Origin of the sequence: Algimonas porphyrae (genome assembly GCF_041429795.1) — a bacterium.
In the GTDB taxonomy this organism is placed as follows: domain Bacteria; phylum Pseudomonadota; class Alphaproteobacteria; order Caulobacterales; family Maricaulaceae; genus Litorimonas; species Litorimonas porphyrae.
The window spans coordinates 2,030,454-2,048,478 of sequence record NZ_CP163424.1 but is presented as its reverse complement, the minus strand read 5'-3'; the positions used below and the strand labels follow the sequence as shown (position 1 = coordinate 2,048,478).

Below are 18,025 nucleotides of genomic sequence, written 5' to 3'. Positions count from 1 at the left end.
CGGTGCGGCAAGGACTAATCCGTTGATCGCCGTTGCAGGGGCGAGGAAAAGGAGCTTTGCCGGGCGCGCCGTATGAACAAGGCATCTCGTAAAGCCTGAATGGGGTGATCACGCCGAAAGGCATGCCGACCTGCAATGGTGCCCCCTCGCGGCGCAGTTGCATCGAAAAGTGTTTCGACCTTGTTCGCGACGGCGCGCAAAGTGTTGAACCGGTCCAATGTAATCTCACGCGCCTTCATCAGGACCGACTGACGCGCCTCGTAAGCGTCCTGAACGATGGCCATCCGGATGACGTCTATCGTTCCTTCAATGTCTTCAATGTCGATGGGGATCACAGCGTCCGCCGGGAAAATTCGGGCATAATCCGGATCGCCGAAATAGAAGGGTAGACAGCCTGCAACGAAACAGTCCGTCAGCTTTTCGGTGAAGTGACCGGGTTCGACATGATTCTCAACGGCGACATGATAGCGGTAATCCGCCATCGCTTCGGCCTTGTCGTCCACAGGCAGGATGCCGCGCCCGTATAGATCCAGCTCTGCCATTCTGTCGCGAAGAGCCAGCATGAAAGCGAGCCGTTTGGCATGAACCGTATGCGCCATGGCCTTGGTCGAGGACATGGCCGACAGATTTTTTGATTTGGGCGGCGGACTGTCTGTCAGAGGCAAGTGCGGCCCATCCGCCATGTTCCGGCCATAGAAAAATCGCAGAGGCGGGGTTTCCCGGATTTGGTTGTCGTGTCGGACGAGCGATGGATGCTTGGCTGTCCAGACATGTCCGTACTGCCGTAGATAATGCGGTCCGTCGATACGGATAGAGGAGGGCTCTGTTGTCAGAAGCATCGTATTCTGCGGCGCGCAGGCCAGCGTTTCACGACGGTTGATCTTCTTGTCTCTGAGCAAGGGAGGCAAGTCTTCATAAACGACGAGGAAGTCGTAATCCGTCGCCTCAGGATTGAAGGTGAACTGGCATTCTCCAACCTCGTCTGACCCCGTCGGCAGCAAGGGTCGCCACAGAGAATCGATCTCGTCAGGCGGCATTTTGGCGACGAATTTGACGCGGATCGGACTCACCAATGTTCGGCAATCCAGGGTGTTGGACGCACATGCTTGTAGAGCTTTTTCCAACCAGCCTTGACTGGCCATTCGCCGCGCATGGCCTCGTCCTGATCGGGCTTTCCTGTAAAAGCGACGATCCGTGTCTCTTCAGGCAAGCCCGGTGCCTTGAAAAAATTCATAGGCCAGGGAGGCAGCAATGTATGCTTGAACGATGCGCACCAGAGGTCCGGCCAGAACACCATGTCGCTGACTTCGCGTGAGATATAGAGTTGTTCGATCCGGTAGCTTGATAGCACGCGATCCGGGTCTGCCTGGAAGTTATCGAAGATGTCGGCATGTTTCCCGACCGGAAACCTGAAGGCCGATGTGTTGCCATTGCCCTGACCCATCTGCGTCCAGTTTTCGATGACGCAGTAACGGCCCGGTTCAAAATGGAACATGACATCGAGTGAACCCGTGATAACCAGATCGAGATCCAGAAAAAGCACATCGCCGGATAGGTCCGCCAACGGGGATTTCCACAAAACCAGCTTTCGCCAAGGTGTGTTGATCAGATTGGGCGGGAGATTGATATCAGGGATTGGAAAGCACTGAACATCAGGATCGATACCCGTCTCATCATCCGTCAGACAAACGAGCCGCGTGGGGCGCGCCGTATTGCGTTTCACGGCGGCCCACATGCGGTTGACGAATTCGGGGCCATATCGGGTGCCCCACTTCATGCAGATGACGGTCTGCATGGGTGCGATCAGTCGAGACCGGCGCGCTGTTCGTCGCGAAGAGCCCGGAATTCATTGCCTTCGTACCAGTTCGGCCAGTCATTGCTGTCGGCGAGGTTGTAACCGAGTTCGAACAGAATCTCTGATGCCTGTTTGATGCCGGACAGGTCCCAGCTATTGTCATATTCGTCAGCCGGTTTGTGATAGCGCAGTTCGGTATATTCCTTGCCAAAGGCCTCGCCATAGGCGGTCCCTTTGGTGACATGATCGACGCCGCCATCGGCATACAGCATCGGGACGCCGCGCTTGGCGAGGCTGATGTGATCCGAGCGGTAAAAGTAGCCTGCCGATGGGTTCTTATCGGGTTCAATCCGCATGCCACGCGGCGCGAGCACAGTGTCAAGACGGTCTTCCAGTTCGGACGACCCGTGCCCAATCACCAGCATATCCCGCGTTTCGCCGACGGGTTGGATGGCGTCGATATTGATGCCGCCGACTGTCTGGGCGAGGGGGACCAGCGGCTGACTGGCATAAAAAGCGGAGCCGAGCAGACCGGATTCTTCGGCTGTCACTGCGACAAAGATTGCGGAACGGTCAGGTGCGCCCGCTTCGACAAACGCTTCGCCGATTTCCACGATCGCGGCTGTCCCGGTCGCATTGTCGACAGCGCCGTTGTAGATATGGTCTTCGCCGACGCCATTATTCCCGAGATGGTCCCAATGCGCCATGTAGAGGACATATTCATCCGGACGTTCCGTCCCGCGCACACCCCCTGCGACATTGGCCGACTGCACGGTCGTCACGGATTGCGAGAGGGATGCGTCCAGTTCCAGGCCGCCCATATCGACCGGCATAAATCCGGGCGTCGCCGCCTGCGATGTCAACATGTCGAAATCCAGTCTGGCGGACGTGAACATCGCCTTGGCCATGTCTTCAGTGACCCAGCCTTCCAGAACGGTCCGGTCAGCGCCGCCATCGGCGCGAACGACATCAAGCTGTGGTCCCGTCCAGCTACCGCTGACGACCTCCCATGGATATGAAGCCGGCGCCGTCTGGTGAATGATGATCGCGGCGTCCGCACCCTGGCGTCCGGCTTCTTCATATTTGTATGTCCAACGGCCATAGTAGGTCATGGCGTCACCGTTGAAGAGCGACTCGTCCTTGGTGGCGAAACCCGGATCATTGACCAGCATGACGACGGTCTTTCCCTCGACATCAAGCCCTTCATAATCGTTCCAGCCGAATTCCGGGGCAACGACGCCGTATCCGACAAAGACCAGCTCGCTGCCGTTCAGGGACAGTTCTGCGTCGGTTTTCTTGGTCCAGAACACTGCATTCTCAGCCTGATCGCCTTCGACGATGGTTTCGCCATCATGTGTGATGGTCATTGAACTATCAGGCGACAAGGTTGCTTCTGCGAGCGTGACCGTCTGGAAGTAGGTGCCGTTATCGCCCATTGGTTCCAGGCCGGCGGCTTCCATCTCCGCGGCCAGATAATCGAGCGTCATCTGTCCACCTTCAGTCCCGGGCGCGCGACCCATGAAATCGTCTGAGGAGAGCGTCTCGATCCGGCGTTGCAAATCGGCTTCGGAAATCAGCGCATCGACGTTCAATGTTGCGTCAACCGTGTCTGTCGAAGTTTCCGTGTCCTCCACAGCGCAGGCCGCCAGCAAAAGGGCAGCGGAAACGGTACTTAGCAGGGCGATTTTCTTCATTGCAGAACTCCTAATCAATCTCAGGCAGTTGCTAACGACGTCGGAACGATTATCAAGCCGCAAATCCATAAGTGACCTTACAAATGAAAACAGGGATATTGATCATGCGATACGGATTGTTTTTGGGCGCCGCTGCGTTTGTTCTGACGACTTGCGCATCAGTATCGGTCGGTCAGGTCGGTATGGACGGCTCAGACGGAATGGATGCCGTGGATTTTCAGATCCTGGAACAGTCAAGATCAGGTACGCAGGGATACGATATCGTTGAGGGATTGACGACGGAAGTCGGCGAGCGTCTGGCCGGAACGGAAGCAGAAGCCCGTGCACGCGACTGGACCGTCGCCAAGTTCAAAGAGATAGGTTTGGAAAATGTTCGGGTCGAGCCTTTTACGATCCCGGGCTGGGAACGCGGTGTCGAGACCGCAGCAATCATCAGCCCCTTTCCGCAGGAGATGTTGTTGACCGCTTTGGGTGGGTCCGTTGCTACACCTGCGGGCGGGATTACGTCTGACATCGTCTACTTTCCAACATTCGAAGATCTGGAGGCAGCACCGATGGGTGGTCTGGACGGCAAGATCGTCTTTATTTCAGGCCGGATGGAAAAAGCTCCTGATGGTGCTGGTTACGGACCGGCTAATCGCAAACGCCAGAGCGGCGCGACCGAAGCTGGGAAACGCGGGGCTACCGCTGTCGTTATCCGCTCGGTGGGCACGGATTCGCATCGTTTCCCGCATACAGGTCAAATGCGGTACGCCGATGATGTCGCGCCAATTCCCATCGCCGCTCTATCCGCACCGGATGCCGACCAACTCGAGCGTATTCTGGAACGAGGCGAAACCGTTCGCATGGCGCTGAACATTCAGCCGCGCGCAACTGGCGATATGCCCTCAGGAAACGTCATTGGCGAAATTGTCGGTAGTGAGCGGCCGGAAGAAATCGTCCTTATCGGCGCACATCTGGACAGCTGGGATCTTGGCACGGGAGCGATCGACGACGGTGCAGGCGTCGGTATTACGGCCGGCGCAGCACAAATTCTGATCGAACAGGGATTGCGTCCGAAGCGGACCATCCGGGTCGTCGCTTTCGGTGCCGAGGAAGTCGGTCTTCTAGGTGGCTTCGCTTACCGCGATCGGCATGCGGATGATCTGGACAAGCACGTTCTGGCAACCGAATCCGATTTTGGGGCAGAACCGCCTTATGAAGTGTTGCTGGGTGTCACAGAAGGCGACGCAGTGATCCGTGAGGTTGCAGCGGCGCTGAACCTCCCGATCGGCACGCGCGGCACCAATGGCGGCCCCGATATCGGCCCTATGGCCAGACGCGGCGTTCCGACAATGCGGTTCCAGCAAGACGGGACAGACTATTTCGATCTGCATCACACGCCAGACGACACGCTCGACAAGATCGATCCTGACGACATCGCTGAGAATGTTGCGGCCTTTGCCCTGATGGCCTGGCGTGCGGCCAATGCCGAGACGGACTTCCGGGCCGATACGCCTGACACAGATAAGTAAACGCAACCTACATTCACGTTCGAACTGGATCCTGATCTATGGCTCTGCCTCCTATCCTGCAAAACCTTCGCATGCCTGTCGTCGGCGCGCCTCTGTTCATTGTGTCCGGCCCGGAACTTGTCATTGCGCAGTGCAAAGCGGGCATCGTCGGCAGCTTTCCAGCGCTGAATGCCCGTCCCGCCGAAGTTCTGGAACAATGGATTGTGCGGATCAAACTGGAGCTGGACGCATATCAGAAAGCGAATCCTGACAAGATCGTCGCGCCTTTCGCCGTTAATCAGATCTGCCATCCATCCAACAATCGTTTACAGCACGATATGGAAATCTGCGTGAAGCATGAGGTACCGATCATCATCACGTCCCTGCAAGCCAGTCAGCAAGTCTATGACGCTGCGCACTCCTATGGCGGCATCGTCTTGCATGACGTCACCAATATCCGACACACGAAAAAGGCGCTGTCCATGGGAGCCGATGGCATTATTGCCGTTTGTGCCGGCGCAGGCGGACATGCAGGCACATTGTCGCCTTTTGCACTGATCCCGGAAATCCGGTCGTTCTTCGACGGTCCGATCCTTGCGTCGGGGTCGATCAGCACGGGTGCATCCGTTGCCGGTGCCATCGGCATCGGTGCGGATATGGCCTATATCGGAACGCGCTTCATCGCCACGGAAGAAGCCAACGCTGATCAGGCCTATAAGCAGGAAATCGTCGACAGTACGGGAGAGGACATCGTCTACTCATCGCTTTTCACTGGGGTTCACGGGAATTATCTACGTGGCTCGATTGTGAAAGCGGGCATGGATCCCGACAATCTGCCTGAAGCGGACAAGAGCGCGATGAACTTCGGGTCGGGCGGCAATACGGATAAGAAGGCCTGGAAGGACATCTGGGGCGCAGGGCAGGGCGTCGGTCAGGTCGATAGCGCTCCGCCCGTTGGTGACGTAGTGGATCAGCTGGAAACAGAGTTTCAACAGGCTCTGGGTCGCTTGGCAAAACACGCCTGAAGGAACCGCACAGGTCCCTTGGCGGTAAGCTAGCCCTTTACGAGTCAGCCTGCCATCGGTTAACCGTTCATCTGGGGGTCATTTGCTGTCACATACCGGGGCGCAACATGTGACTGAATTGGGAGGAAGCCATGATCCGTTGGCTATTGGGTGCCATCATCATGCTCTGCGTTGGATTGGTCTACGGGCTGATGACCGGAGAAGCACGGATCGATGATGTCGAAACCAACATTAGAGGGGCGCTGACAGAGGCTGGCTATGACTGGGCCAGTGTTGAAATGAGCGGCAACCAAGCGCACATTTCCGGGACGGCACCCAGCGTGGCCGCGCAGCAGTCGGCACTGTCTGTTGCCGAGGCGACACGTTGCACGGGGTGTAAACTCAAGCATAAATGGCACTCGGTCAGGGACGGCACGCAGATCGTCCCCATTGCGGCCCTGCCCACACAATCGCCTTATGTATTCTCGGCCCGGAAATCGGTCGATGGTAATGTCACACTGGATGGATTCGTTCCGTCTGAGGCAGTTCGCGGCGACGTCTTGCAGGATGCAGTTGACGTATTCGGCAATGACCGCGTGACAGACGACTTGCAGCTCGCTGACGGCGCCCCCGACGGACGCTGGGCGGACGTGATAAAACTTTATTTCCGCAGACTGGCGCAGCTTGATTCCGGACGTTTATCGCTTGAGGGTTATGAGGGCTCTCTGATCGGTGCGGCATCTGACGGGGGCGTTCAGACTTCGCTCTATGATGCCATGGGCACGACGATGATCGACGGATACAATTTTGTTGGCAATGTCCGCGTGCAGGGTGCCCCTGTTTCTGTGTTCGGGCGCTCACAGTCGCAATCTATCTGTCAGGGGCTCATGAATGACCTGCGCCGCGGGCGCAAGGTTCAGTTCGAAGCCGGTGATGCCGTGATCCAGGGGGCGCCGAACATCGCGCTTCTGAATGATCTTGCCAGCGCCGCCAATCAGTGCCCGGGCTTTCAGATCGCTGTTCACGGTTACACATCGAGCGAAGGTGATCCTGCCATGAACCAGACCTTGTCCGAAGCTCGGGCTATGGCGGTCATGAATTATTTGAGCAATGATGGCGGCATCGACCTGTCCCGTCTCTCAGCGCGCGGTTTCGGCGCTGACAATCCGGTCGCCAGTAATGCTACAGAAGATGGGCGCGAACAGAATCGCCGCATCGAATTCATTCTCACCCGAGCTGAATAGGACACGCACCATGGACAATTTTTTCGGATTTCTTGGGGCCTATTATCTGATCCCATCTCTGATCATCGGTATGATCGGCTTTCTGCTGGGCTGGTTCCTCAAGCCGTCTAAAAAACAGGCGGGTGATCTGTCGATCGAAGGGGAGGGTGCGCTAAAGGCCGAAGCTGACAGTCTGCGCGCCCGCGTTCTGGATCTGGAAGGTCAACTCTCGACGTGTACTAACGATCTGTCGGACGCGAATGCCAAACTGTCGGTTGCGCCTGTAGCCTCTGACATGGCTTCGGACGTCACCGCCAAAACGACCGAAGCCGATGATACATATGCGCTTGAATGGCAGAACCGCTATCTGGCTGCGCGTGTCAAATATCTGGATAGTCGTCTGGCTGAGCTTGATGGTGACGGCAAAGCGGCTGCGAAATCGGCCCCTGCCAAGAAAAAGACGGCCCCTGCGAAGAAAGCTGCACCTAGGGCTAAAACCGAGGCTGTAGCGAAGGCTAAGACAACAGCTGTCACCAAGGCGAAACCGACAGCTGCAAAAGCCAAACCCGCTGCAAAGAAATCTGCGGCAAAAAAGGCAAGCCCTTCCAAGCCGGCAATGAAGGCCAAAGCCACCCCTAAAAAGGCCGCTCCGACAAAAGCGGCTCCTGCCAAGACGACGAAGGCAAAACCCGCGGCGAAGAAAACCACATCTGCTAAGTCCAAATCAGACGCTGCGCTCGATGGTTATCTCGAGAAAGTGCGGAAATATGATGCGCGCGCAACCCGCAAATCCGTCGATGCAATCGTCAAATATTGCGGCATCGCCTTGCGCTCACGGGATGGTCGTCTCGTCGCCTGTTCCGACGAAGAAGAGCTACGGACTGTGGCCGATGGTTTCGTGACCAAGAAGCTCGGCATGACGACCGGGCAAATGGACCTGGTCAAATCCGTCTGCGAAGAGATGAAAGGCGACCGCATGAAATCCCGCGTGGTCTTTTACTACCTCGCGGCCAAGAAGGCCAAGAAACTGAGTGTGTTCAAGTAATGATCCGCTGAAAAGCGCATGAAAGAATTGACTGAAGCCCGCCATATGGCGGGCTTTTTTCTTGTCTGCCACTGAAATGATCCCCCCTGATTGGGGGTATGCCATGTTTTGGAAATGAGCGCTGGCAGTATCGAACTCATGACAATGACGCCGCCCCCCGGCTGGCGCTGGCCGAATTTCATGCCGCAGGAAATGGCCTGCCGCCATTGCGGCGAAACTTATTACTGGCCGGATTTCATGGATAGGCTGCAAGCCGCACGCGACCAGGTCGGGCGGCCATTTCGCGTGCTATCCGCGCATCGGTGCAGTCTGCATAATGCCCGCATTGGCGGAGCACCGCGGTCCCAGCATCTCAGGCTGGCAGTGGACATCGCTCTACACGGACATGATGCGCGGTCGCTTTACCGAGCGCTGCGACAGACCGGTTTCACCGGTTTCGGTTTCTACAACACATTTATACATGCCGACCTTGGCCCGCTGCGCCGCTGGTTTGGCAACAACTCTGCGAGGAAAGAATGGCACAACTGGCTGGATTGACGATGGATGCTGCCGCTGGCGGTCTGTTCGGATTGATCGGTACAGCGCTTGGACGCGTGACTGGCATCTTTGAGCGTCGTCAGGCCTTTGCGCAGGAACAGGCGCGCTGGCAGCATGAGTTGAAGCTCCATGAACTGACCATGCAGGCTCGCGGTCAGGAAACGGAAGCGGAGCTGGCCCTAATTGCGCAAAGCGGAAGCTGGTCCGGACTGGAAGCCTCCATCATGGCGGATGCCGCGATTGGCGAGGCAAGCCGGTGGGTGATCAATACGCTTCGCCTTGTAAGGCCCACATTGACGATGTTGCTATGGCTGATCACAGGCTGGATTTTCGCGCGCACGCAGGATGGCAGCATTGTCGAAGCCGCAGTCTTTGCGGCGACGGCTGCGACATTGTGGTGGTTCGGAGACCGGGCCCCTAGGGGTCGGTCGGCGGCACAACGTCTGGCGTAGCCGGCGTTTCGAATGGTACTGAAGTGGGGGTAGAACTATTGCCAAAACGGGCCTGTTGTTCGCTAAGGTCAAAGGCCAGTTCCTGTAATGCCAGAACGACGATCAGGAAGAAGACCAGAAGCATTACAAGCGTGTAGACCGCACCGACGCCATAGGCGGTCAGAAACGATTTGAACCAGCCGCGCTTGAACATGCGTTTCGCCGATATAGGCAGATAGATCAGCAGAATGATCGTATATATCAGCAACAGTGCCGGGGCAGCCGTATACTGGTTCAGCAGAATAAACACGAACAGCAGAATAAACGAGAAGCTGTGAATATAGGCCGCGTGGACCAGATGGTCATACAACATGGCTGTTTCGCGCCCGCGTATGAAGATGGCCCCCATCAGCATGGCGAAGGGCATCATGAAGAACATGGCGAGTTTCAAGTCGTTATTGACCCGCGTGTTGATCGTCTCGGGGTGCTGCAGGACCATGCGATAGAGCGCGTTCATGCCCTCGCGGTTGAGCGAAATCTCTTGCCCGTTGATCCCGGTAAAGCTGAGTTGACTGTCATTAGCATCAGCGTTGGAATTTTGAGACCCAGGCGAACTATCCTGAGCTTGCTCAGCTTCCTTGCGGTCCAACCGCGCTTGCAGCGAATCGCGTGTCTGGATCAGCATACGACGTTCGGCCTCGATCACGCTGTCTTCGATTTGCGAATCCAGTTCGGCGATCGCTTCTGCCAGCCCATCAGTTGAATCGACATCTTCCGTCGCATCGCGAAACCCCCTGAGGAAGTTTTCGGCGTTACGATCCAATTCGTCCTGATCCTGAAGCTGGATCATACGGTCTTTTCGCACGAAGAACAGCAACCGAGGGCTCAGCGTGTCTGCGCCCGTGCTAACTTTGACGATACTTCGCGGATTAGCCTCCTCAATCGTTCCGACGGCCAGAATTTGAGTTTGGGATATGGCAATGTAGCCAAACAGTAGCAGTGATGTGGCAATGTAGAACCGGATAGGTGAGGTCCAACGTTGCCGCGCGCCATTTGAGTAATCGCGCGACATCTGTCCGGGTTTGAGAATGAGTGACTTCAGGCTGCGGAGCATTCTGCCATCGAAGGCTGTCAGATTCTGAAACAGTTCGATTCCAAGCGACCAGACCGAGCGGCGATAATTGTCGTTCTTGTTACCGCATTTGTGGCAATAAAGCCCAACCATGGGGGCATCGCAGGCGAAACAGTTGAGTGACTGATTCTGGTTGGGAACGTCATCCTGGTCCAGCAGGCCGCGCCCTTCGTCAAGCGCAAGTAGAATTTCGTCTTCGGTCCCCATCCATTCACTATGACACATCCATCGTTCATGTGAAGCGGGTCAGTTCGGCTTGCGTGCAAAGCCCTGACCGTTAAGACACGCGCATGTTTGATAACCAAGTCGTTGCCGTGACAGGCGCATCCGGTGGAATAGGGCGGGCTATCGGGGCCATGTTCGCTCAGAATGGCGGGAAGGTCGCGCTCTCTGATCTATCCCCCCCCGTCGAAGCCGCTGCTGGCATCAATGCCAAGGCCTATGCGTGCGATGTCTCGTCGGAGCTCTCCGTCAAGGCTTTTATCGAGCAAGTTGAAGGTGATCTTGGGCCAATCGATGTTTTCATTTCCAATGCCGGTGTCGGGGCCGGGAACGGCCCTCATGTTGCCGGCGGGTCGAATGAGAGCTGGGAAACAAGCTGGCAGGTCAATGTCATGGGGAGCGTCTATGCGGCACGAGCCCTTATGCCAGGATGGCTGGAACGCGGCAGTGGCCGCTTCGTTGTGACGGCATCGGCAGCTGGTCTTCTCAACCAGGTCGGTTCGGCCAGCTACAGCGCCACCAAGCACGCGGCCGTTTCCTTCGCCGAGAGCATTGCGATTGAGCATGGTGATCAGGGTATCAAGAGCCATTGTATCTGCCCGCAATATGTCCGGACCAATATGACGGCTGGCGTCGACTTTTCTGGCCAGAGAGAAAAACTATTAGAACCCGAAGACGTCGCCGAAACGCTGCGTCAGGCGATCAGGGACGAAAAGTTCTTGGTTCTTCCGCACCCGGTTGCAGGCGAGTATTACGCCTACCGTGCGGCCAATCCGGATGGATGGCTCGACGGTATGCGCAAGATGCTCGCCAAACTCAAAGAGACCAAAAGCTACATTTTCAAGGACAGCTGATTATGGCCCGTTTCGATCTGACAGGAAAAGTTGCGCTCGTGGCCGGGGCTTCACGCGGCATTGGCGAAGCTATTGCGCATGGCCTGGCCGAACAGGGTGCGCATGTCATCTGTACATCGCGTAAGCCGGTAGACTGCGCCAAGGTTGCCGACGATATCAAAGCCAAGGGCGGATCCGCCAGCTTTGCCGAACTGCATCTGGGCGAACTTGATCATCATGACCGCGTGCTCGCAGAGATCGAGAAAGATCATGGCCGACTCGACATTCTGATCAATAACGGTGCGACCAATCCGCATTTCGGTCCTGCTCACAGCTGTACTGAAGCCGCTTATGACAAGACCTTTGAGGTCAATACGCGTGGTCCTTATTTCCTGACCAGTAAGGCTTATCCGATGTTGAAACGTGATGGCGGCGGTTCGGTTGTCAATGTGGCGTCGATCGATGGGTTGCAGCCAACGGAAGCACGGGTCGTCTACGGCATGACCAAGGCTGCCCTGATCGCAATGACGCAAGGTATGGCTAAGGAATATTCCGATGATCGCAAGGGGCAGGGCGTTCGCGTCAATGCCCTACTGCCGGGACCTGTCGATACAAAGCTCGCGTCTGCGCTGAAAAACGCTCCTGGCGTCGATAAATATCTCGACATGACGATGGCGATCAAACGTTTCGCGCAACCGGATGAAATGGTTGGCGCCGTGCTGTTCATGGTTTCTGACGAAGCCAGCTTCTATACTGGGCAATGCACGATCGTCGACGGTGGAGCGACTTTATAATGGCAGGTGAAAATGCCACGATTGCCGTCCGGAAGGGCGAAGGCCTCGATATCGGTGCTGTTGATGCCGTTCTGAAAGACCATGTGGACGGCCTGTCCGGATCGCCACAGGTCACACAATACCCCTCCGGAAATTCCAACCTGACCTACGCCATCGATTACCCTGACCGCCGCCTTGTTCTGCGCCGACCGCCTTTCGGCCCCCTCCCAAAAGCCGGGCATAACATGTTCCGTGAATACCGGATCATGCGAGATCTGAAGCCCGCATTCGACCAGGTTCCGAACACAGTTTTCTATACGGATGATGAGAGCATTATCGGCAAGGAGTTCTACGTTATGGATCGGGTCGATGGACCGCTGATTCACAAGACTATACCGCCCAACTGGAACTGGTCAGAAGACGATACGGCGGAACTGGGTGAGAATTTTATCGATACGCTGGCGCGTCTCCATACGCTTGATTGGAAAGCGCTCGGCCTTGATGATTTTGGTAAGCCGGATGGCTATGTGAAGCGCCAGATCACGGGTTGGAACAAGCGCTGGGACAAGGCGTGGACAGACGGCATAACGCGGTTTGAAGATGTTCAGGCCTGGCTCGAAGACCAGATGCCTGCCGAGAGCGGCAATGTTGGCGTACTCCATGGCGACTACCGTGTCGATAATGCGATCCTGAAGGCCGATGATCCGCGCAAGATTGCCGCGCTTCTGGACTGGGAGATTTGCGCTATCGGTGATCCGCTGATGGATTTGGGCAATACGCTGTCCTACTGGATCCAGGCCGACGACCCCGCGCCCATGCACATGATGATCCGTCAGCCTTCGGCCGCGTCCGGCATGCCGACGCGCCGCGAATTCGCAGACCGCTACGGCGATAAGACGGGTTATGACGTGTCCGACATCCATTACCATTTTGTCTACGGCATCTGGCGGTTAGCTGTAATCATTCAGCAAATTCATGCGAGATATGTCCGCGGTCAAACGCAAGACGAACGCTTTGCAGTCATGGACAAGTCAGTCGAAGCCCTTGGCGCGCTGGCGCGGCACAAGATCGACACAGGAACACTTTAGGAGAAAATGATGAGCGATGCGATGTGTCTCGGCGTGACCGAGCGCCTAAAACCGATTTTGGACGAAGTCCGGGATATGGTCCAGAATGACATACTGCCGATCGAGCAGAAATGGCATAATGAGACGGAGAACGCGGCGGATCGCTGGGCTCACACACCATGGCAGCTTGAGACGCTCGAGGCGCTGAAAGCCAAGGCGAAATCAAAGGGTCTGTGGAATTTCTGGCTAACCAAGACCGGTTTGACGGCATCTGATAAGGGCTTCGGTCTGACGACTGTGGAGTATGCGCATCTGGCGGAACAGATGGGCTGGTGTCACCTCGCGCCGGAAGTTTTCAACTGCTCCGCGCCTGACACAGGCAATATGGAAGTGTTCGAAAAATATGGCACGGAAGAACATAAGGAACGCTGGCTCAAGCCCATGCTGGAAGGGAAGGTCCGTTCGGCCTATCTGATGACTGAGCCTGATGTTGCCAGCTCCGACGCGACCAATCTGGAATTCAGTGCCGTCAAGGACGGAAACGAGTGGGTTTTGAATGGCGAGAAATACTGGTCGTCCGGTGCTGGTGATCCGCGCTGCGAAGTCTATATTCTGATGGCCCGCACCGAAGCCAAGGGGGGCGATCGGTCCCGCCGCCACAAGCAGCATTCCATGTTCGTGGTTCCAGCCAACCTGCCGGGCATCACCAAGCTGCGCGCCATGACGATCTTCGGTCAGGATGATGCCCCTCACGGCCATCTTCATATGAAGTTTGAAAATGTCCGCATTCCAGCCGATGCGCTGCTCATCGGTGAGGGGCGCGGCTTCGAAGTTAGTCAGGGCCGTCTCGGCCCAGGCCGGATTCACCACTGCATGCGTGCCATCGGTCAGGCTGAGCGCGCGCTGGAACTGCTCTGCAAGCGATCGACCTCACGCGAAGCCTTTGGTCGGCCACTTGCCAAGCTAGGTGCAAACTACGACATCATCGCCGATTGCCGGATCGGTATCGAACAGGCGCGCCTTCTTTGCCTGAAAGCGGCCTCCATGATGGACACGGGTGATCACCGTGCGGCAGCACCTTATATTTCGATGATCAAGGTCGCGGCGCCTCAGGTGGCCCTGAAATGTATCGATGAGGCCATGCAAATGCATGGAGGTGTCGGCATCAGTCAGGATACACCGTTGGCGGGCATGTTCATCCAGATGCGTACCTTGCGATATGCAGACGGCCCTGACGCGGTTCACCGGATGCAGGTCGCGCGCAAAGAGCTGCGCGGCTATACCAACCAGACGGTCTAGACAGCCGACAGAATGATTGGACGCCGCCTCTTCTGGGCGGCGTTTTCTTTGGAGATTGCATGTCCGACGACAAGAGAAATCTGCTGTCACGGCCCATGATCGCCGTCGATATGGATCATGTTATGGCTGACACAGGGAGCTATCTCTGTGACTGGCTCAATGAACGTTATGACACGAGCCATGACAATGAGAGCTTCGTGTCCCTGCTGAGCTGTCTTCCGGACGATCAGAAACAGGCGATGGTCGCCCATGTCGCGGAAGGGTCGCTGATGCGTGATCTGCCGCTCATGGAAGGTTGCCGGGAGGTCCTGGAAGATTTGAATGAACGGTTTGCGATTACGATTTGTACAGCTGCCATGGAGTTTCCGAATACGATTGCGCCTAAAATCGACTGGCTGGACAGGCATTTCCCTTTTCTGGAGCGCCAACTCTTCATCTTCTGCGGCTATAAGCAGGTGCTGGGGACCCACTATCTCGTCGACGATAGTCCTAAACATTTCAACGGCTTTCAGGGTATACCTCTTCTTTACGACGCGCCCCATAATCAAGCGGTTAGTGAGTATCGCCGTGTAACCGACTGGAACGATATTCAGCGATACTTCGCGTCACGACACTAAGTTTTGAGTAAGCATAGACCTTAGCGCACCCTTCAAGAGTCCTAATGAAATTTCCCGGAACGAAACCGGGAGACCTTGATGGCCGAAATTCTGACGCAGCCCGTAACAGCGGTGAAGCGTATTCCGTCCAGCCTGCTGGCGATCATGTTCACGACGACAATCTTCCTGTCGGCGACCCTGCTGTTTTCAGTCCAGCCCATGTTCACCAAGCTGATCCTGCCTTTACTGGGTGGAGCGTCGAATGTCTGGAATACCGCTATGGTCTTCTTTCAGGCCATGTTGCTGGGCGGCTATGTTTATGCGCATTTGAGTTCACGTTATCTGTCCTTGCGAGTGCAGATTGGTTTGCATGTCGCAATTACCGTGATCGGCCTGACATTCCTGCCACTCGCTATCGGATCGGTCGCTGTTCCGGAAAGCGGGACGCCGACGCTCTGGTTGCTGGGATTGTTTGCTGCCACGGTCGGCGCACCGTTTTTCGCATTGTCAGCCAATGCACCGCTCTTGCAGAAATGGTTCAGCCTGACGGACCATGCTGATGCGAAAGACCCGTATTTTCTTTATAGCGCGTCCAATGCTGCCAGCCTGTTGATCCTGTGTGCCTACCCGATCTTGATCGAACCGGCCTTGCGGTTGGGCGAGCAGACGTCTGTTTGGACCTTCGGATATGTCGGATTGATCATTCTGATCGGTGCCACGGGCTTGCTGACCTTGACCAGGCTGAAGCCGAACCTCGACACAGCTAACATCAAGGCCGCGTCATTACAGACCTTAAGCTTTCGGCGTATCCTCTTCTGGCTGATGGTCAGCTTCATCCCGTCCAGTCTGATGCTGGGCGTTACCAGTCACATGACAAGCAATATCGCGTCTGTGCCAATGCTCTGGATCGTGCCTCTTGCTCTCTATCTGCTGACATTCGTCATCGTCTTTGCACGTCGTCCGATGCTGCGCGCGGCTCAGCTTCGCCCGCTTATTCCCTGGGTCGTTCTAATAACTCTTTTTGTGATGTTTTTACCCGTGCTGAGCGCTTTGACGATTATCGCGATCTGTCTGACTTCCTTCTTGATTATCGCGCTTTACTGCCATGCCTGTCTGGTCGAGAGCCGTCCCGATACGTCACGCCTGACTCTGTTCTATATCGTGATGTCGCTCGGCGGTGTCATGGGCGGCGTATTCAACGCACTGGCCGCCCCGCTTCTATTTGTGACGACATTTGAATATCCGCTCGTCCTGTTTCTGGCGGCCTTCATTCTCCCGGCTCATATCGGCCTGATGCGGCCAGCACAGGGGGGTGTTTTCAAAAGTCTGGGTCTCCTGCTTGTCGCGATAATCGCCGCATTCGTTCTGCCCGCATTGGGCTGGCTGCCGCGCATGAGCGGGATCGTCATCGCCCTGATCGTATTCGCGGCAACGTTGCCGCTGAATATCCGGCGCGCTCAGTCAATTCTTATCTTGGCGACACTTGTCATCACCGCAGTGTTCCAACCGGGCGCTGATGAGGATACTATCCATCGTGATCGTAGTTTCTACGCGACCATGTCCGTAGAAGCGAAGATGACGCCGCTCGGACCAATGCACAGCTTCATCCACGGTGATACGGTTCATAATTTCCAGCTTCGAGCTCCTGAGTTCCGGACGCGTCCGGCCTCATATTACGCTCCCGGCGGGTCATTCGACCGCGCCATTTCGGCGGTCCGCAAACCCGGTGAGGGGATGTCCGTCGCGTTGATCGGTCTCGGTGCGGGCGCACTGAGCTGTTATGAGCAATCAGGTGATCGATGGACCTATTTCGAGATCGATCCTGCCGTCATTTCCATGGCGCGCAATCCGGACCTGTTCAGCTTTTTGGATGATTGCGCGCCTAGCGCCGATATCCGGGTCGGCGACGCCCGACAGACATTGGCCAGTCTCGCCAATGGATCCCAGGACATGATCATTATCGATGCCTTCAGCTCAGGCTCCATTCCAGCACATCTCGTTACGCGGGAGGCGATGACGCTTTACCGCTCCAAACTGAGCAATGACGGTTTGATTTTCTTTCATACCTCAAACCGGATGATGGATGTCACATCCGTCGTCGTGCGGGTGGCCGAGGATGCCGGTCTGGCAAGCCGTTTCATCGAGACGGAATTTTCCGGACAGGCCGCGAGCTATTCTACAGAATCGAACGGTTTGCTGATCGGTCCTGATAGCGTGTTGCAGCGCGCAACCGCTGGAGATCGGGAATGGACGCGCTGGATTCCCAGTGAAACCGTCGGCGTCTGGACGGATGACTATAGTGCAATCATCAGCGCCATCCGCGCCAAGATGTTGCGCAATGGCCGGTCCGAACCTATCAGGTCGACGGACTGATCCGGAGACCTGCCATGCCTTCATTCGATATTGTCAGCGAAGTCGATCGCGCCGAAATCGCCAATGCGGTTCAAAACGTGACCCGGGAAATCGGGACACGCTACGATTTCAAGGGCAGCAAGAGCACGGTCGAGGCCTTGGATGAAGGCATCAAAGTGTTCGCGGATGATGATCTGAAGCTCAAACAGATGCATGAGCTGATCCGCGGCCACCTGCATAAGCGCGGTATCGAGCCCGGGCAGTTGGACTACCAGAAAGTCGATCCGGCTGCGGGCGCGAGTGTCAGGCAGGTGATCGCCGTGAAAGAAGGGATCGACCGCGACATGGCGCGCCAGATCGTCAAAGCGATCAAGGGCTCAAAGATGAAGGTCCAAGTCGCGATTCAGGGGGATGAACTCAGGGTCACGGGTAAAAAACGCGACGACCTTCAGGCCGCCATTCAATTCGTAAAAGATATGGGGCTTGAACAACCTGTCCAATTCAAGAATTTCAGGGACTGACGCCTCGG

General features: G+C 56.3%; 17 protein-coding genes. 13 read left to right on the top strand and 4 right to left on the bottom strand.

Annotated elements, in window-relative coordinates; all coding sequences use genetic code 11:
* Positions 1–14: 14 nt before the first annotated feature.
* Genes AB6B39_RS10010 through AB6B39_RS10000 form a run of 3 tightly spaced genes read right to left on the bottom strand, consistent with a single transcriptional unit; the run spans position 15 to position 3,489 of the window.
* Positions 15–1,070, bottom strand: a complete 1,056-nt coding sequence (locus AB6B39_RS10010; protein ID WP_284370807.1) for a glycosyltransferase family 10 domain-containing protein — start codon at positions 1,068–1,070, stop codon at positions 15–17.
* Positions 1,067–1,795, bottom strand: a complete 729-nt coding sequence (locus AB6B39_RS10005) for a hypothetical protein (RefSeq protein WP_284370809.1) — start codon at positions 1,793–1,795, stop codon at positions 1,067–1,069. The genes AB6B39_RS10010 and AB6B39_RS10005 overlap by 4 nt, the downstream gene beginning before the upstream one ends.
* 8 nt (positions 1,796–1,803) lie before the next feature.
* Positions 1,804–3,489 (bottom strand): M28 family metallopeptidase, encoded by a 1,686-nt coding sequence (locus tag AB6B39_RS10000; RefSeq protein WP_284370812.1) that lies wholly within the window; start codon positions 3,487–3,489, stop codon positions 1,804–1,806.
* A 104-nt stretch (positions 3,490–3,593) separates the two neighbouring features.
* On the opposite strand from AB6B39_RS10000, the gene AB6B39_RS09995 reads away from it, so the two are divergent.
* The 6 genes from AB6B39_RS09995 (at position 3,594) to AB6B39_RS09970 (ending at position 9,243) form a co-directional block, all read left to right on the top strand.
* Positions 3,594–5,003, top strand: a complete 1,410-nt coding sequence (locus tag AB6B39_RS09995; protein WP_284370814.1) for a M20/M25/M40 family metallo-hydrolase — start codon at positions 3,594–3,596, stop codon at positions 5,001–5,003.
* 38 nt (positions 5,004–5,041) lie between these two features.
* Positions 5,042–6,007 carry an NAD(P)H-dependent flavin oxidoreductase gene (locus AB6B39_RS09990; protein WP_284370816.1) on the top strand — a complete coding sequence of 322 codons (966 nt, stop codon included), beginning with the start codon at positions 5,042–5,044 and terminating at the stop codon, positions 6,005–6,007.
* Between the two features lie 131 nt (positions 6,008–6,138).
* Positions 6,139–7,230, top strand: coding sequence for an OmpA family protein (locus tag AB6B39_RS09985; RefSeq protein ID WP_284370817.1), 1,092 nt, complete (start codon positions 6,139–6,141; stop codon positions 7,228–7,230).
* Positions 7,231–7,240: 10 nt separating this feature from the next.
* The gene (locus tag AB6B39_RS09980; RefSeq protein WP_284370819.1) at positions 7,241–8,254 is read left to right on the top strand and encodes a DUF2853 family protein; all 1,014 of its coding nucleotides are present in this window, start codon (positions 7,241–7,243) and stop codon (positions 8,252–8,254) included.
* A gap of 144 nt (positions 8,255–8,398) precedes the next feature.
* A complete protein-coding gene (locus AB6B39_RS09975) occupies positions 8,399–8,791 on the top strand; it encodes a D-Ala-D-Ala carboxypeptidase family metallohydrolase (RefSeq protein WP_371398547.1) in 393 nt (130 codons plus the stop codon).
* Positions 8,770–9,243 (top strand): hypothetical protein, encoded by a 474-nt coding sequence (locus AB6B39_RS09970; protein WP_284370823.1) that lies wholly within the window; start codon positions 8,770–8,772, stop codon positions 9,241–9,243. The genes AB6B39_RS09975 and AB6B39_RS09970 overlap by 22 nt, the downstream gene beginning before the upstream one ends.
* Here AB6B39_RS09970 and AB6B39_RS09965 read toward each other — a convergent pair.
* Positions 9,209–10,561, bottom strand: a complete 1,353-nt coding sequence (locus tag AB6B39_RS09965) for a DUF3667 domain-containing protein (protein WP_284370825.1) — start codon at positions 10,559–10,561, stop codon at positions 9,209–9,211. The two genes, AB6B39_RS09970 and AB6B39_RS09965, sit on opposite strands and share 35 nt — an antisense overlap.
* 83 nt (positions 10,562–10,644) lie before the next feature.
* Here AB6B39_RS09965 and AB6B39_RS09960 point away from each other — a divergent pair, with 83 nt between their 5' ends.
* The 7 genes from AB6B39_RS09960 to AB6B39_RS09930 all read left to right on the top strand — a co-directional run bounded on the left by AB6B39_RS09960 (position 10,645) and on the right by AB6B39_RS09930 (position 18,017).
* Entirely contained in the window at positions 10,645–11,430 is a 786-nt protein-coding gene (locus AB6B39_RS09960; protein ID WP_284370827.1) for an SDR family NAD(P)-dependent oxidoreductase, read from the top strand.
* 2 nt (positions 11,431–11,432) lie between these two features.
* Complete coding sequence (locus tag AB6B39_RS09955) at positions 11,433–12,203, top strand: glucose 1-dehydrogenase (protein WP_284370829.1); 771 nt, start codon at positions 11,433–11,435, stop codon at positions 12,201–12,203.
* On the top strand, positions 12,203–13,270 hold the full coding sequence (locus AB6B39_RS09950) for a phosphotransferase family protein (RefSeq protein WP_284370831.1): 1,068 nt from the start codon (positions 12,203–12,205) through the stop codon (positions 13,268–13,270). The genes AB6B39_RS09955 and AB6B39_RS09950 overlap by 1 nt, the downstream gene beginning before the upstream one ends.
* Before the next feature lie 9 nt (positions 13,271–13,279).
* Positions 13,280–14,548, top strand: a complete 1,269-nt coding sequence (locus tag AB6B39_RS09945) for an acyl-CoA dehydrogenase family protein (protein WP_284370833.1) — start codon at positions 13,280–13,282, stop codon at positions 14,546–14,548.
* A 59-nt stretch (positions 14,549–14,607) separates the two neighbouring features.
* Positions 14,608–15,165 carry a 5' nucleotidase, NT5C type gene (locus AB6B39_RS09940; protein WP_284370835.1) on the top strand — a complete coding sequence of 186 codons (558 nt, stop codon included), beginning with the start codon at positions 14,608–14,610 and terminating at the stop codon, positions 15,163–15,165.
* A 78-nt stretch (positions 15,166–15,243) separates the two neighbouring features.
* Positions 15,244–17,517, top strand: coding sequence for a fused MFS/spermidine synthase (locus AB6B39_RS09935; RefSeq protein ID WP_284370837.1), 2,274 nt, complete (start codon positions 15,244–15,246; stop codon positions 17,515–17,517).
* A gap of 14 nt (positions 17,518–17,531) precedes the next feature.
* The gene (locus AB6B39_RS09930; protein ID WP_284370839.1) at positions 17,532–18,017 is read left to right on the top strand and encodes a YajQ family cyclic di-GMP-binding protein; all 486 of its coding nucleotides are present in this window, start codon (positions 17,532–17,534) and stop codon (positions 18,015–18,017) included.
* Positions 18,018–18,025 lie beyond the last annotated feature (8 nt).